Origin of the sequence: Clostridium sp. SM-530-WT-3G (assembly GCF_012843905.1) — a bacterium.
In the GTDB taxonomy this organism is placed as follows: domain Bacteria; phylum Bacillota; class Clostridia; order Clostridiales; family Clostridiaceae; genus Clostridium.
In genome coordinates, this window is the sequence record NZ_JABAGC010000007.1 from 70,454 (window position 1) to 85,626 (window position 15,173).

Genomic DNA, 15,173 nt, shown 5'->3' on the forward strand with positions numbered 1-15,173 from the left:
ATATCTGACATAAGATAATATTAGAAAGCGGTGAAGTATTATGAAGGAAATAAAGAGGTATTTAGAATCAAGAATAGGGACATATTCTTTTTTCTTTGAAGATTTTGAAAGTGGATTTTCTTACGGGTACAATGAAAATGTTCAAATGACAAGTGCTGGATGTATGAAGCTTCCTATTGCTGTTTCTGTTATTAAATATGTACAGAATGGAAATTGTTCATTTTTAGATAGAATTAAGATAGAAGAAAATGATAAGATATATGGCACTGGAATATTACATGAGTTTGATAATAGAGACTATACTATTTTTGAATTACTTGTAGCCATGCTTATACAAAGTGATAATACTGCAGCTAATAAACTTATAGATATAGTTGGAATGGATACAATAAATGAAGACATCTGTTCGTTAGGATTAAAAAATACAAAGCTTAATAGAAAGACATCTGATGAAAGAGCAGTAAGTACTGGAATTGAAAATATAACTAGTGCTTATGATTTATCAAGAATATGGAAGGTACTTCATAACGCAGAATTCTTGGATGAAAAGAACAGTCAGATGCTTATAGATATTTTGCAGAGGCAGCAGATGAAAAATAAGCTGGCATTATATATTCCTGATGATTTGAAGTATGAGATTTCAAGCAAAACTGGAGATAAAACTGGTGTTGAAAATGATACAGCGCTTCTCCACCTTCAAAAAGGAGATTTTACATTTACAGTTTTATCAATGGGAATTCCTAATAGTGTTTATGGAACAGTTACTCTTGCAAAATGTGGTAAGATGATGTGGGATTGTGTTATGAATAATTTTTAATATTTCAAATGGCTTTTATGTAGTATAAGAGCCATTTTTTTGCATATTAAAATATAGTATTAGTTTTAAATAGATATCTAGAATTATATGTTTTAAAGTATAATAATAATTTTATAAATTAACTTATTTGTTTAAATATTTTATTTAAGCACTTTGTAAAATAAATATTTATATTGACACAATTTCAAATAAGTGTTATTCTTACACAAAGAATAACCTTTAATTTGATACAGAGAGATCAATAAGGAAGTTATATAGTGATATAATTTTATTGGGATTATTATACCTTCCTTTAAGTTAAAGGAAGGTTTTTTTCATGTTAATATATAATTTCCACCTTTAAATTAACACAGAGAGGTTAAGAAGGAGTGACAAAAATGACAACAAACATACGACATTTAATAGAACCAAGAGATTTTACAGTTGAAGAACTTGATGAAATCTTTGAATTAGCACACAAAATAATGGATTGCCCAAAGGAATTTTCCCACATTTGTGATGGAAAGATTTTAGGGACACTATTCTATGAGCCAAGCACAAGAACAAGACTTAGCTTTGAAGCAGCTATGATGAAGCTTGGTGGAAAAATCTTAGGCTTTTCTGAGCCAAGTTCAACATCAATTGCAAAAGGAGAAACACTAGCCGATACTATTAAGATGGTATCAATATACTCAGATATAATTGCTATGAGACATCCAAAAGAAGGAGCTGCAAAGGTGGCGAGCCTTTATTCAGGAGTTCCTATTATAAATGCAGGAGATGGTGGGCATCAACACCCAACACAAACATTAACTGATTTACTTACTATATCAAGTCTTAAAGACGGACTTCACAACCATACTATAGGAATATGCGGAGACTTAAAGTTTGGACGAACAGTGCACTCTTTAATAAAGGCAATGTCGAGATATACTGGAAATAAGTTTGTACTCATATCACCAAAGGAATTAGCTATTCCACAGTATATAAGAGAAGAAATATTAGAAAAGAATAATATAGAATACAGAGAAGTAGAAAAACTTGAGGATGTAATTGGAGAATTAGATATTCTTTATATGACAAGAATTCAAAAGGAAAGGTTCTTTAATGAAGAAGAATACTTAAGGCTTAAAGATAGCTACATATTAGATAAAGCTAAGATGAACATGGCTCGTGAAGATATGATAGTAATGCATCCCCTTCCAAGGGTAAATGAAATTTCATGCGAAGTAGATAATGATACGAGAGCATGTTACTTCAAGCAGGCTGAGTACGGAATGTATGTAAGAATGGCATTAATAGTTAAACTTTTGGGGGTGATGTAAATGTTAGAGATAACTAGCATAAAGAACGGAATTGTATTAGATCATATTAAAGCAGGAACAGGAATAAAGATATTTGACTATTTGGGACTTGCAGATAGTAATTGCAGTGTGGCACTTATAATAAATGCAGACAGCAAAAAGCTAGGGAAAAAGGACATCATAAAGATAGAAAACTGTGACAAGATAGATTACACAGTACTTGGACTTCTTTCGCCATCAATAACTATATGTGAAGTTAAAGATGAAAAAATAGTTAACAAAGTATATCCACAGCTTCCAGAAAAGGTTCAAAACATTATCAAATGTAAGAATCCAAGCTGTATAACAGTTCTAGAAAAATATGTACCACATTCATTTATATTGGTAGATAAAGAAACAGGAAGATATAGATGTGAATACTGTGATACTATAACAAAACTATAATCAGTTAACAAGTAACAGTTAACTGTAAACTGTAAATTGCTAACTGAAAGGATGGGATGGTGTTTTATGGAACTATTAATTAAAAATGCGAGAATAATTGATTCTACTCAGGATTTTAAAGGTGATATATATATAAAGGACGGATTAATCTGTGAAATAGGTGTAGAATTAGTGAAGGAAAATATTGAAGTTCTAGATTGCAAAGGTAAAGTTGTAATGCCGTCATTCATAGACACTCACACACATTTTAGAGATCCAGGTCTTACTTGGAAGGAAGATATAGAAACTGGCTCTAAAGCTGCACTTAGAGGTGGATATACTGGGGTATGCCTAATGGCTAACACTAAACCAATATGTTCTGATAGAGAAACATTAGAATATGTAAGAAATAAATCTAAGGAATTAAACTTAATAGATGTACATCAATGTTTATCAGTTACAAAGAATTTTGATGGTATAACATTAGATCATCTAAAAGAATTAAGTGAGGATAAAGGAATTAAAGCAATTTCTGATGATGGTGTAGGTGTATCAAATTCCAATACAATGCTTGAAGCTATGAAGATAGCAAAGGAAAATGACTGGGTTATAATGTCTCATGCAGAAAGTCCAGAATTCTCTAAAGTAGATATGAGAATAGCTGAAAATATGATGACACTTAGAGATTTAGAACTTGCTAAAATGAGCGGTGCAAGACTTCATATGTGTCATGTAAGTACAAAAGAAGCTGTTAATTATATAATAGATGCTAAAATGAGCGGTGCAAATGTAACTATGGAAATTACACCTCATCATATAGGACTTACGAGAGATATAAATGATTATAGAGTAAATCCTCCAATAAGAGAAAAGGAAGATGTGGATTCTATAATAAATGCTATAAAGACGGATATGGTTTATTGCATAGGAACTGATCATGCACCTCATACAGCAGAAGAAAAGAAAAATGGTTCTCCAGGAATGGTTGGACTAGAAACGGCATTTTCTATATGCTACACAAAGCTGGTAAAAGAAAATGGAATATCTATAAATAAGTTAAGTGAACTTATGTCTTATAATGGGGCAAAGCTTTTAGGCATGAATAAAGGTAAGATAAGTATAGGTATAGATGCTGACTTAGTTGTAGTAGACTTAGACAAAAAGATTAAGGTAGATAGCAGCAAATTTGCTTCAAAGGGAAGAAATACACCTTTTGAAGGAATGGAGTTTTATGGGGAAATATTAAATACAATAAAGGGCGGAGAAATTAAGTATAGTATTAAATAAGCATTAAAAGCAAATAAAATAGTGGGCTGAATATTTTTACATATATAGATTGAAAAAGAAATTAGATTAAATTATAAAGATAAATCTATGATGTGTAGGTGTGTTTAGACAAAGTTAATAAGATAGAATTAAGAGTAAGATAACTTACATATCATAGATACTAAAAGCAATTATAAATGAAAATGTGGAGGGGCTTTAAAATGGCAAAGAACATAATAGATAGACTATATGATAGAGTTGAAGAAAGAGGTGTTGTATGTGTTGGTCTTGATACATCGATAGATTATGTACCTGATCATATAAAAGAAGGTAGAACACCAGGTGAAGCAATATTCGAATTTAATAAAGCAATTATAGATTCTACATATGACGTGGCAGCATGTTTTAAAGTTCAAATAGCTTATTATGAAGCTTTGGGGCTAGAAGGATTAACAGCATACAAGAATACATTAGCTTACTTAAGAGAAAAAGGTGAAATAATAATAGCTGATATTAAGAGAGGTGATATAGCAGCTACAGCTAAAATGTATGCAAAAGCTCACTTTGAAGGAGATTTTGAAGCTGACTTTATAACACTTAGCCCATACATGGGAATGGATAGTATAGAACCATATATGCCTTATTTAGAAAGTGGTAAGAAAGGTATATTCAGCTTAGTTAGAACTTCAAATCCAGGTGCTGAAGATATTGAATATATCGATACTAAGGATGGCAAGAAGGTTTATGAAGTAGTAGCTGATAAGATTACTGAACTAGGAAGTAAATGTACAGGTGAATCTGGTTACACTGCAATAGGTGGAGTTATAGGATGTACTCACGTAGATGAAGGTAAGAAGATAAGAGCAAACTATAACAACATGTTCTTCTTAATACCTGGATATGGTGCACAAGGTGGAACTGCTGAAGATGTAGCATTATACCTTAACAATGGAAATGGTGGAGTAGTAAATTCTTCAAGAGGAATATTACTTGCATACAAGAAAGCTGGAAAGCCAGAACAATTTGCAGAATGTGCAAGAGAAGAAGCTATAAAGATGAGAGATGCAATAAGAAACGCAGTAAATAAGTAATATAAAAGTTCAAATGATAATTGAAATATGGGGAGGACTTTAGAATGGCCATAGAATATAGAAAAGCAAGAGTTATTTCAAATGAAGAAGTTTCAAAGGATATATATAAATTAGTTGTAGAAGATAAAAATGAAATAAAAGCAGGTCAATTTTACATGCTTAAGGTTAATGGAGGGACTTTCCTTCCAAGACCTATAAGTATATGCAGCAAGGATGGAGATACACTTACATTCCTATATGCTGTAGTAGGTAATGGTACTAAGGAATTTACTAAGCTTAGAGAAAGTGATGAAATAAGCCTTACTGGTCCACTTGGAAATGGATTTGACATAGAAAAGGATTATGGAAAAGTGGCTTTAGTATCAGGGGGAATAGGTACTGCACCTATGTTTGAACTTGCTAAGAGATTAAGAGGGAAAAATCCTGATGGAAAGATTGATTTATATAGCGGATTCAGAGATGATATATATTTAGTAGATGACTTTAAGGAATATGTTAATGACATAAAGGTTTCTACTAATACAGGAAAGCATGGACATAAAGGTTTCGTAACTGATTTATTAAAGGTTGAAGAATACGATACAGTATTATGCTGTGGTCCTGAAGTCATGATGAAAAAAGTAATTGAAATGTGTAAAGAAAAGAACGTTGCTGTATATGTTTCTATGGAAAAGCATATGGCATGTGGAGTTGGAGCATGTTTAGTATGTACATGTAAGACTAAAGATGGAAATAAGAGAACATGTAAAGATGGTCCAGTATTTGATGGATACTATGTTGAGCTATAAGATTCAAGGGGGAAGATAAAATGATGAAAGTTAATATTAATGGAGTAGAATTTAAAAATCCTGTAATTGCTGCATCAGGAACCTTTGGATTTGGTGCTGAGTATAACAATTTCTATGATGTAGGAATCCTTGGAGGTATATCTTCTAAAGGTCTTACTATAAACCCTAAGGCAGGTAATGATGGACTTAGAGTATATGAAACAGCATCTGGAATGATGAACTCAGTAGGACTTAACAATCCAGGTATAGATGCATTTATAGAAACTGAACTTCCTAAAATGAAAAAGCTAGGAACTAATGTTATTGCCAATATTGGTGGTGGATGCATAGAAGACTACGTAAAAGCTGTTACTAAGATCAACGAAACTGATGTTGATATGATAGAGCTTAATATTTCATGTCCTAATGTAAAGCATGGTGGTATGGCATTTGGAATTAAGTCAAATGTGGCTTATGATGTTGTAAAAGAAATTAAATCTATAGTTAAGAAGCCTCTTATGGTTAAGCTTTCACCAAATGCTGAAGATATTGTGGATATGGCTGTTAAGTGTGAAGAGGCTGGTGCTGATTCAATATCACTTATAAATACATTAAAGGGTATGGCTATAGATATCTATAAGAGAAAGCCAGTATTCAATAATGTAACTGCAGGATTATCAGGTCCAGCTGTAAAGCCTGTAGCATTAGCTATGGTTCATGATGTTGCTAAGGCTGTAAATATACCTGTAATAGGTCTAGGTGGAATTGCGAGCGGTGCTGATGCTATTGAATTTATGATGGCAGGTGCAAGTGCAATTCAAATAGGAACAGTTAATTTCATAAATCCTATGGCAGGGAAAGAAATAATAGAGGAAATGGAAGCTTTCTTAAAAGAACAAGGAATTAAAGATATTAATGAAATAGTGGGAATTATTAAATAAGACAAGTTGGAGGATGTAGAGATGAAGGCATATAAGAAAAAATTTATTGAGTTTATGATTGAATGTGGAGTATTAACTTTTGGAGATTTTGTTACTAAGAGTGGTAGAAAGACACCTTTCTTCGTTAATACAGGAAACTATCAAACAGGAAATCAATTAAGTAGACTAGGAGAATTTTATGCAGAAGCTATAAAAGAGAACTTTGGTGCTGATTATGATGTATTATTTGGACCAGCGTATAAGGGAATTCCACTAGGAGTAACCACAGCAATAGCTTTATCAAGTAAATATGATATAGATGTGAAATACTGCTCAAACAGAAAAGAAGTTAAAGATCATTGAGATAAGGGAATTCTTTTAGGAGGTAAGTTACAAGATGGAGACAGAGTTCTTATAGTAGAGGATGTAACTACAGCAGGAACTTCAATATATGAAACGATGCCTATATTAAAGAGCCAAGGTGATGTTGATGTAAAAGGTCTTATAATTTCTGTAGATAGAATGGAAAGAGGACAAGGAAAAGAATCAGCATTAGTAGAAATAAGAGAAAAGTTTGGATTTAAAACTTGTGCAATAGTTACTATGGCTGAAGTAATTGAATACTTATATAATAAAGAGATTAATGGAAAAGTAATTATTGATGATGAGATTAAGGGAAGAATTGATGATTACTACAAACAATACGGTGCAAAATAATATAATAAAAAAGCATGTAACTTTTGGAGTTATGTGCTTTTTTATTATTGAAAATATACTTTGATTAAATGATATTCTATTAAAAAGTATATTATAGGAAAGTTTTATAGGTGATTTATTTAACATTTGAGAGCTAAGGTATTTGGAAAATATGGATAAAAGATAATTATGAAATAAGTTTTAGCTTTATAATTGTATTAAATTGGATTATAGTGAAATAGGTAGTGCAAATAATAATAAAGGAGGATAAAAAATATGAGCATTAATTTTGAGGTGAAATTATTTTTTAGGAAAGGAAATACAAAGAATACGGAATGAGAAAGTATATAATTAAAACTGGGAAAATAATTAACAAGAAGATAATTGGAATTATAAAAAACTATATTAATACGAGAAAATATGAATATAGATATACAAATAGTGAATATAATAGAAATAAATTAACTTATGAAGACTATATATTGAAAGGCCAATATATATACATTCCTAAGGAAAAGGGCGTAAGAAATCCTTGGGGAAGTACTTCAGGAGCTAAGAAAATTACTGCTGAAAGAAATAGTGAAATAAAAGAAAAGTTCTTAAACGGAACTACTAAGGAAAGCCTTGCAGAAATGTACTGCTTATCTGTTGCGAGTATAAAAAAAATTATATATGGTAACTAATATTACGTGATTTCCAATAACCTTTCATTTTGACATATGTCTTAATGGGGTTATTTTTATATTTAACTTTATTTGTCATCTAAATATATTAGTAGATTGACAAGATAACAACAATAAAACTTATTGTGAAAAAAAATTATGCTAGGAATTAATAAAAAACTTGCAATTTATTATTTTATTTGGTATTATAATAACAGATAATAATTATTAGTTAATAATAATTATTTCATCTAGTATAGGAAAAAGTTAAGAGTTTAGTATTTTTTTATGATTTATTCAAATTGATTGAAAAATAGAGGCTAAATCATGTAAAATCAGTTGAGTGAATAATCAGAAAATAAAAAAGAAGATATTGATAAAAAAATAACAAACTTTTAAGGATGATTATAAAAAAAATAAATTAATATGTCATAAATGTGGCAAACAAAATAAAAGGCATAAAAATTATTCAAAAAAAGCTAGAGAATAATAAAGAAATTAATTATTTTTTCAAAAAAAACTTTTCAATGTGTCGATTTTATATTACAATAATATTGAAAATGATTTAACAAAGTTTTGTAACTTTTGTTTTATTTAATTAAGTTATTTGCATACTTACTTTAGGGTTTTATGCAAGCATAAGAGGAGGAACATTTATGTTTAAACAATGGGATGGTTTTAAAAATGGGCAATGGCAAAAAAGTATTGATGTAAGAAACTTTATTCAACTTAACTACACTCCTTATGAAGGTGATGATTCTTTCTTAGCAGGAGCTACTGAAAACACTACTAAATTATGGGGTGAAGTAAGCGAATTATTTAAAAAAGAAAGAGAAAATGGTGGTGTTTTAGATGTTGATACTAAGACAGCATCAAGAATTGATGCTTATGCACCAGGATATATAGACAAGGCAATAGAGAAAATAGTAGGAGTTCAAACTGATGCACCTTTAAAGAGAGCTGTAATGGCTGAAGGTGGAATAAGAATGGCTGAAAATGCGGCTAAAGCTTATGGATATGAAGTTGATCCTAAGATTTCTGAAATATTTACTAAGTATAGAAAGACTCACAACCAAGGAGTTTTTGATGCTTATACAGATGAAATGAGATTAGCAAGAAAATCAGGTATCGTTACAGGTCTTCCAGATGCTTATGGTAGAGGAAGAATCATAGGTGACTACAGAAGAGTTGCTTTATACGGTGTTGATAGATTAATTGAAGATAAATTGGCACAAAAGAAATCTTTAGAAGTTAGAACTATAGATGAAGAAATAATCAGATTAAGAGAAGAAATCTCTGACCAAATCGTTGCTTTAAAAGAATTAAAAACTATGGCATTAAGTTATGGAATAGATATATCTGCTCCTGCTAGCAATGCTCAAGAAGCAGTACAATGGTTATACTTCGGATACTTAGCTGCAATTAAGCAACAAAATGGTGCAGCAATGTCACTTGGTAGAACTTCTACTTTCTTAGATATATATATTGAAAGAGACTTACAAAATGGGACAATAACTGAAGCAGAAGCTCAAGAAATAATGGACCATTTCGTAATGAAATTAAGATTAGTTAAGTTCTTAAGAACTCCAGAATACAACGATTTATTCTCAGGAGATCCAACTTGGGTTACTGAATCAATAGCTGGTATGGGGTTAGATGGAAGAACATTAGTTACTAAGAACTCATTTAGAATTCTTAATACTTTATATACAATTGGACCATCACCAGAACCAAATTTAACTGTTTTATGGTCAACAAGATTACCTCAAGGCTTCAAAGATTTCTGTTCTAAAGTATCTATAGATACAAGTTCAGTTCAATACGAAAATGATGACTTAATGGCTCCATACTGGGGAGATGACTACGCTATCGCTTGTTGTGTATCTGCAATGAGAGTTGGTAAGCAAATGCAATTCTTCGGTGCTAGAGTTAACCTTGCTAAGACTTTACTTTACACTATTAATGGTGGTAGAGATGAAAAGAGCGGAGTTCAAGTTGGACCTAAGATGGAACCAATCACTTCAGAATACTTAAATTACGATGAAGTAATGGAAAAATTTGATATAATGACAGACTGGTTAGCTAACCTTTATGTTAATACTTTAAATGTTATCCACTACATGCACGATAAATATTCTTATGAAAGCTTGCAAATGGCTTTACATGACAGAGATGTATTCAGAACAATGGCTTGTGGTATAGCTGGTCTTTCAGTTTGTGCGGACTCACTTTCAGCTATCAAATACGCTAAAGTTAAGCCAATAAGAAATGAAGAAGGAATAGCTGTAGACTTCGAAGTTGAAGGTGACTTCCCTAAATACGGAAACGATGATGACAGAGTTGATGATATAGCTGTATTCTTAGTTGAAAACATGATGAATAAAATTAGAAAAAACAAGACTTACAGAAATGCATACCATACTCAATCAATCTTAACTATTACTTCAAACGTTGTTTATGGTAAGAAGACTGGTACAACTCCATGTGGAAGAAAAGCTGGAGAACCATTTGCACCAGGAGCTAATCCAATGCACGGAAGAGATAACAGTGGTTCATTAGCATCATTAAACTCAGTTGCTAAGTTACCATATGAACATTCACAAGATGGTATTTCTAATACATTCTCAATTGTACCAGATGCATTAGGAAAGACTAAAGAACAACAAATTACTAACTTAAGTGCTATGATGGATGGATATTTTGGTCAAGATGCTCATCACTTAAATGTTAATGTGTTTAACAGAGAAACATTATTAGATGCAATGGATCATCCAGAAGAATATCCACAATTAACTATCAGAGTTTCAGGATATGCTGTAAACTTCATTAAGTTAACTAGAGAACAACAATTAGATGTTATAAACAGAACATTCCATGAAAAAATGTAATCTGTTTAGGATTTAATTAAAAAATAAATCTATTATAGATTTTAAAATAGGATAAGTGATTTATGTAGAACCTTGGATATACTTTTGTTAATCCGAGGTTTTACTTATAAATAATATTTTGATTTATTTATAATATAATTAATTGCTACAGAAGAGGTGGAATATATGGTTACTGGAAGAATTCATTCGATTGAAACAATGGGCCTTGTGGATGGTCCAGGAATAAGGGTTGTAGTATTTTTTCAAGGATGTGCATTAAGATGTAAGTATTGCCATAATCCTGATACATGGGCTCAAAGTGGTGGAGAAGAATATACACCAGAAGAACTTGTAAAGAAATTAGAAAGATTTAAGAGTTATTTTTCTACAAGTGGTGGAGGCGTTACTTTTTCAGGAGGAGAACCATTAAGACAGCCTGAATTTCTTTTAGAAGTATTAAAACTTTGTAAAGAAAAAGGAATACATACATGTATAGATACTGCTGGATATGGTTTTGGTGAATATGATGAAATTCTTAAGTATACAGATTTAGTTTTATTTGATATTAAGCATTATACAAAAGAAGGATATAAGAATGTTACACTTAGAGAAATAGATGAATCATTAAATTTTATTGAAGCAATGAAGAGAAATAATACAAAAATGTGGATAAGACATGTTGTTGTACCAGGTCTTACTGATAGTGAAGAACATCTTAGAGGTTTAAAAGAGTTTATTGATACAATTCCAAATGTAGAGAAAGTTGAACTTCTTCCATATCATTTACTAGGTGCTAATAAATATGAAATTATGAAAATCAATTATCCTTTAGATGGTGTAAATGCTATGGATAAAGATTTGTGTAAAAAATATAAAAAAGAAATATTTGGTATATAAAAAATAGCAGATTATCAAAATAAGATAATCTGCTATTTTTTATATTGATAGATTATTCTGATGTGTCTTTTAATTCAGAAAAATTCTCTTTAGTGAAAGAACATATAGGGCACACCCAATAATCAGGAAGGTCATTAAAATCTACACCAGGGTCTATACCGTTGTCTTCGTCTCCAAGTTCGGAATCATAAATATATCCACATACTTCGCAAATATACTTTTTCATATTATTCACCTCATTTAGAATGTTAAACAATGTAAAACTTAAAAAGTAATTTTAGTATGATAATTTTAAATTTAATTATTTAAATTTAAAAGAATTATTATATACAATATATGATTCTGATACTAAAAATGACTCACTATTATGTACTTAATTAGAATTTAATATATTAGAAAAATAACCTTTTGGAATATAACCTTTTTTTAACCCTTCAATTACAGTTAAATAAGTTGCTGCTGTATCAAATCTTGCATCATGATAGTTGCCACTTCCTTCAAATAATCTGTTTGCAGTATCAGTAATTTGCTTTTCAGATATATTCAGCCATTCTATTACTTCAGCTAATTTTGGATTTTTTATATCTCCATTTGGCTTGCGTATTTTACATATATCTTTGTAATAAGCCATAGTACAAAAAATATGTTTCGGATCAAAATCATCACCTAAAAGATCTAATTCGTGCTTTAAAAATCTTATATCAAAATTAACATTATGTCCTATTATAAAATCGGAATTTTTAAAATCATCTATAAAATCCATCACTAAATCTTCAAAATATTGTCCTTCTGATAAGTTGTATAATTTTTCTAAAGAAAAGCCGTGTACTTGCTCAGCTGATGGATCCATTTCTTCAACTGTAAAGAAGAAATTTTTTCCTATAGTTACTTGAGGTTTTGCGCTAGCATCAACAGTTATGTAACTTAGTTGGCAGATACTCCCTGGTTTTATACTGGTAGTCTCTGTATCAAAAAATAATAATTTCATTAGTTTTACCTCCATATTTATATGTTTAATACGTATATATTTGTTAACTTGATAAAGTTAATTATATATTATTTACGATGGAATTTAAATAATATATAATTTGAGTGAAAGCTCTGTAGTAAAATTTACAATAACATTATTTACTTTGGAACTTTGTAATACATAGTAATATTAATTTGTTTTTAGGATAAACTAATATTATTAGATATACAGGAGGAACTAATAATGATACAAAGAAAGCGTAAAGTATCTATAATAGGAGCAGGTTTTGTAGGAGCGACAACAGCTTATGCATTAATGAATAGTGGAGTGGCTACAGAAATTTGTATCTATGATATTAATATGGATAAAGCTATGGGAGAAGTAATGGACTTAGTTCATGGAACATCTTTTGTCAAGCCAGTTAATATATATGCTGGAGATATTAGTGAAACTAAGGATTCTGATATTGTAATAATAACAGCAGGTGCGGCTCAAAAGCCAGGTGAAACAAGATTAGATCTTATTGAAAAAAACTACAATATATTTAAAGGATTTATACCTCAAATAGCTAAGGCTAGTCCAAATGCAATATTATTAGTTGTATCAAATCCATGCGATGTGCTTGCATATATAACTTATAAATTATCTGGATTTCCTAAGGAAAGAGTTATTGCTTCAGGTACAGTGCTTGACACATCAAGATTAAAATATGTTATAGGAAAGTATTTTAATGTAAATAATAATAATGTTCATGCGTATGTTTTAGGAGAACATGGTGATAGTGAAGTTGTAAGCTGGAGTACAGCAACAATAGCAGGTGATACATTAGAAAACTATTGTGAAAAAAATAATCTTGAATGGGATGATAGTGTAAAAGATGTTATAGCTAAAGATGTAGTAAATGCTGCTTATGAAATAATTAGTAGAAAAGGTGCTACTTATTTTGCAATAGGTCTTGCTACAACTAGAATAGTAGAAGCAATTTTAAGAGATGAAAATACAGTATTAACAATATCTACTTTATTAGAAGGACAATACGGACTAAATGATGTTTTTTTAGCAGTCCCAACAATAGTTAATAGTACAGGAGTTGTTAGAATAGTTGCTCCAGAAATAAAAGATCAAAAAGAACTTGAAAAGATTCAAAATTCTGCAAGAGTACTTAGAGATAATATAAAAAAGGTAATTGATAAATAGTTGTTTTATACAGTATGATTATTTAACAACATAAATTGACAAAAAGTAATTTATAAAATAAAATTATTTTATAGTATAGTTGACTACAGGTTAAAAATACTTGAGCACTCTTGACTTGTTTTATTATATGCTTTTAATATTTTATAAATTAGTCGATATTTTATAATTATGAAAATGTATTATAATAGACTTTTTTGAATATTAATTACATATATAAGTCAGTTATTAATAAAATTTAGGGGGCAAAAAAATGAATATTGACGGTGTAATTATTCCAAAAGACTACAAAGCTAAATACTCGTTAATTGAAACAGAAATTCAAATTAAGAAGATAAAGGATATGTTTGAAAGGGCTTTGGCTGAAAAATTGAATTTAATAAGAGTTTCAGCACCTTTATTTGTTGAGCCAAGTACAGGGGTTAATGATAATTTGAATGGTGTTGAAAGACCAGTGAGTTTTGATTTGCTTGAATCAAAAAAGGAAGTTCAAATAGTCCACTCTTTAGCAAAGTGGAAGAGATATAGCCTTTATAGATATGGTTTTAAAAAAGGTGAAGGTTTATATACAGATATGAATGCTATAAGAAGAGATGAGGAACTTGATAATCTTCATTCTATATATGTAGATCAATGGGACTGGGAAAAAATAATTGATAAGAGTGAAAGAAATATTGATACTTTAGAAACTGTAGTTAAAAAGATTTATGAAGTATTTAAGAGTGCAGAAACTTTTGCATGTAATGAGCTGATTAATGAAGAAAAATTCTTGCCAGAAGATATATTCTTTATAACAACACAAGAATTAGAAGATATGTATCCAGATAAGACTCCTAAAGAAAGGGAAGATCTTATTGCAAGAGAAAAAGGTGCTGTATTCATAATGCAGATTGGGGGAACTTTAAAATCAGGTAAAAAACATGATGGAAGATCACCAGATTATGATGATTGGACATTGAATGGAGATATTATATTCTATTATCCGTTACTTGAAAGAGCTTTTGAAGTTTCATCAATGGGGATTAGAGTAGATGAGGCTGCACTTGATAAACAGCTTACTATTTCAGGATGTAATGATAGAAGAGAATTACCATTCCACAAAATGCTTTTAAATGGAGAATTACCATATACTATAGGTGGGGGCATAGGTCAGTCAAGAATATGTATGTATCTATTAAGAAAAGCTCATATAGGAGAAGTTCAGTCTTCAGTATGGGATGATAAAAATTTAAAGATATGTGAAGAACATAATATTACATTGTTATAAGATTAATATGATAGTTGTATTTATATGATTATCTTAGTATAAAAATATGAAGA

14 protein-coding genes and 1 pseudogene are annotated in these 15,173 nt (G+C 30.2%); 13 read left to right on the forward strand and 2 right to left on the reverse strand.

The window, feature by feature from the left end; translation table 11 throughout:
- Window positions 1–40: 40 nt before the first annotated feature.
- The 11 genes and pseudogenes from HF850_RS04665 (at window position 41) to pflA (ending at window position 11,689) form a co-directional block, all read left to right on the forward strand.
- Window positions 41–817: a serine hydrolase gene (locus HF850_RS04665; protein ID WP_169104306.1), complete on the forward strand. Its 777-nt coding sequence runs from the start codon at window positions 41–43 to the stop codon at window positions 815–817.
- Window positions 818–1,194: 377 nt separating this feature from the next.
- Window positions 1,195–2,121, forward strand: a complete 927-nt coding sequence (gene pyrB, locus HF850_RS04670) for an aspartate carbamoyltransferase (RefSeq protein ID WP_169104307.1) — start codon at window positions 1,195–1,197, stop codon at window positions 2,119–2,121.
- The gene (locus tag HF850_RS04675; protein ID WP_169104308.1) at window positions 2,122–2,544 is read left to right on the forward strand and encodes an aspartate carbamoyltransferase regulatory subunit; all 423 of its coding nucleotides are present in this window, start codon (window positions 2,122–2,124) and stop codon (window positions 2,542–2,544) included. It begins immediately after the preceding gene.
- A gap of 66 nt (window positions 2,545–2,610) precedes the next feature.
- Entirely contained in the window at window positions 2,611–3,810 is a 1,200-nt protein-coding gene (locus HF850_RS04680; RefSeq protein WP_169104309.1) for a dihydroorotase, read from the forward strand.
- 200 nt (window positions 3,811–4,010) lie between these two features.
- Entirely contained in the window at window positions 4,011–4,880 is an 870-nt protein-coding gene (gene pyrF, locus HF850_RS04685; RefSeq protein WP_169104310.1) for an orotidine-5'-phosphate decarboxylase, read from the forward strand.
- A 44-nt stretch (window positions 4,881–4,924) separates the two neighbouring features.
- A complete protein-coding gene (locus HF850_RS04690) occupies window positions 4,925–5,668 on the forward strand; it encodes a dihydroorotate dehydrogenase electron transfer subunit (RefSeq protein ID WP_169104311.1) in 744 nt (247 codons plus the stop codon).
- Window positions 5,669–5,688: 20 nt separating this feature from the next.
- Window positions 5,689–6,588 (forward strand): dihydroorotate dehydrogenase, encoded by a 900-nt coding sequence (locus HF850_RS04695; protein WP_169104312.1) that lies wholly within the window; start codon window positions 5,689–5,691, stop codon window positions 6,586–6,588.
- Window positions 6,589–6,609: 21 nt separating this feature from the next.
- Window positions 6,610–7,284: pseudogene (pyrE, locus tag HF850_RS04700) on the forward strand (orotate phosphoribosyltransferase).
- A 314-nt stretch (window positions 7,285–7,598) separates the two neighbouring features.
- Complete coding sequence (locus tag HF850_RS04705) at window positions 7,599–7,946, forward strand: CD3324 family protein (protein ID WP_169104313.1); 348 nt, start codon at window positions 7,599–7,601, stop codon at window positions 7,944–7,946.
- Window positions 7,947–8,581: 635 nt separating this feature from the next.
- The gene (gene pflB, locus HF850_RS04710; protein ID WP_169104314.1) at window positions 8,582–10,813 is read left to right on the forward strand and encodes a formate C-acetyltransferase; all 2,232 of its coding nucleotides are present in this window, start codon (window positions 8,582–8,584) and stop codon (window positions 10,811–10,813) included.
- Between the two features lie 165 nt (window positions 10,814–10,978).
- Entirely contained in the window at window positions 10,979–11,689 is a 711-nt protein-coding gene (gene pflA / locus HF850_RS04715) for a pyruvate formate-lyase-activating protein (RefSeq protein WP_169104315.1), read from the forward strand.
- A gap of 52 nt (window positions 11,690–11,741) precedes the next feature.
- On the opposite strand, the gene HF850_RS04720 is transcribed toward pflA, so the two are convergent.
- Both HF850_RS04720 and HF850_RS04725 read right to left on the reverse strand, forming a co-directional pair.
- Complete coding sequence (locus HF850_RS04720; RefSeq protein ID WP_169104316.1) at window positions 11,742–11,915, reverse strand: rubredoxin; 174 nt, start codon at window positions 11,913–11,915, stop codon at window positions 11,742–11,744.
- Window positions 11,916–12,062: 147 nt separating this feature from the next.
- Window positions 12,063–12,677: a 3'-5' exonuclease gene (locus tag HF850_RS04725; protein ID WP_169104317.1), complete on the reverse strand. Its 615-nt coding sequence runs from the start codon at window positions 12,675–12,677 to the stop codon at window positions 12,063–12,065.
- 225 nt (window positions 12,678–12,902) lie between these two features.
- Here HF850_RS04725 and HF850_RS04730 point away from each other — a divergent pair, with 225 nt between their 5' ends.
- Both HF850_RS04730 and asnA read left to right on the forward strand, forming a co-directional pair.
- Window positions 12,903–13,856, forward strand: coding sequence for an L-lactate dehydrogenase (locus HF850_RS04730; RefSeq protein WP_169104318.1), 954 nt, complete (start codon window positions 12,903–12,905; stop codon window positions 13,854–13,856).
- Window positions 13,857–14,112: 256 nt separating this feature from the next.
- On the forward strand, window positions 14,113–15,120 hold the full coding sequence (gene asnA / locus HF850_RS04735) for an aspartate--ammonia ligase (protein WP_347564403.1): 1,008 nt from the start codon (window positions 14,113–14,115) through the stop codon (window positions 15,118–15,120).
- Window positions 15,121–15,173: the final 53 nt, after the last annotated feature.

Excerpts from the sequence above, each read along its gene's own strand:
- HF850_RS04665 (WP_169104306.1), top strand. The coding sequence starts at position 41 with ATGAAGGAAATAAAGAGGTATTTAGAATCAAGAATAGGGACATATTCT.
- pyrB (WP_169104307.1), top strand. The coding sequence starts at position 1,195 with ATGACAACAAACATACGACATTTAATAGAACCAAGAGATTTTACAGTT.
- HF850_RS04675 (WP_169104308.1), top strand. The coding sequence starts at position 2,122 with ATGTTAGAGATAACTAGCATAAAGAACGGAATTGTATTAGATCATATT.
- HF850_RS04680 (WP_169104309.1), top strand. The coding sequence starts at position 2,611 with ATGGAACTATTAATTAAAAATGCGAGAATAATTGATTCTACTCAGGAT.
- pyrF (WP_169104310.1), top strand. The coding sequence starts at position 4,011 with ATGGCAAAGAACATAATAGATAGACTATATGATAGAGTTGAAGAAAGA.
- HF850_RS04690 (WP_169104311.1), top strand. The coding sequence starts at position 4,925 with ATGGCCATAGAATATAGAAAAGCAAGAGTTATTTCAAATGAAGAAGTT.
- HF850_RS04695 (WP_169104312.1), top strand. The coding sequence starts at position 5,689 with ATGATGAAAGTTAATATTAATGGAGTAGAATTTAAAAATCCTGTAATT.
- HF850_RS04705 (WP_169104313.1), top strand. The coding sequence starts at position 7,599 with ATGAGAAAGTATATAATTAAAACTGGGAAAATAATTAACAAGAAGATA.
- pflB (WP_169104314.1), top strand. The coding sequence starts at position 8,582 with ATGTTTAAACAATGGGATGGTTTTAAAAATGGGCAATGGCAAAAAAGT.
- pflA (WP_169104315.1), top strand. The coding sequence starts at position 10,979 with ATGGTTACTGGAAGAATTCATTCGATTGAAACAATGGGCCTTGTGGAT.
- HF850_RS04720 (WP_169104316.1), bottom strand. The coding sequence starts at position 11,915 with ATGAAAAAGTATATTTGCGAAGTATGTGGATATATTTATGATTCCGAA.
- HF850_RS04725 (WP_169104317.1), bottom strand. The coding sequence starts at position 12,677 with ATGAAATTATTATTTTTTGATACAGAGACTACCAGTATAAAACCAGGG.
- HF850_RS04730 (WP_169104318.1), top strand. The coding sequence starts at position 12,903 with ATGATACAAAGAAAGCGTAAAGTATCTATAATAGGAGCAGGTTTTGTA.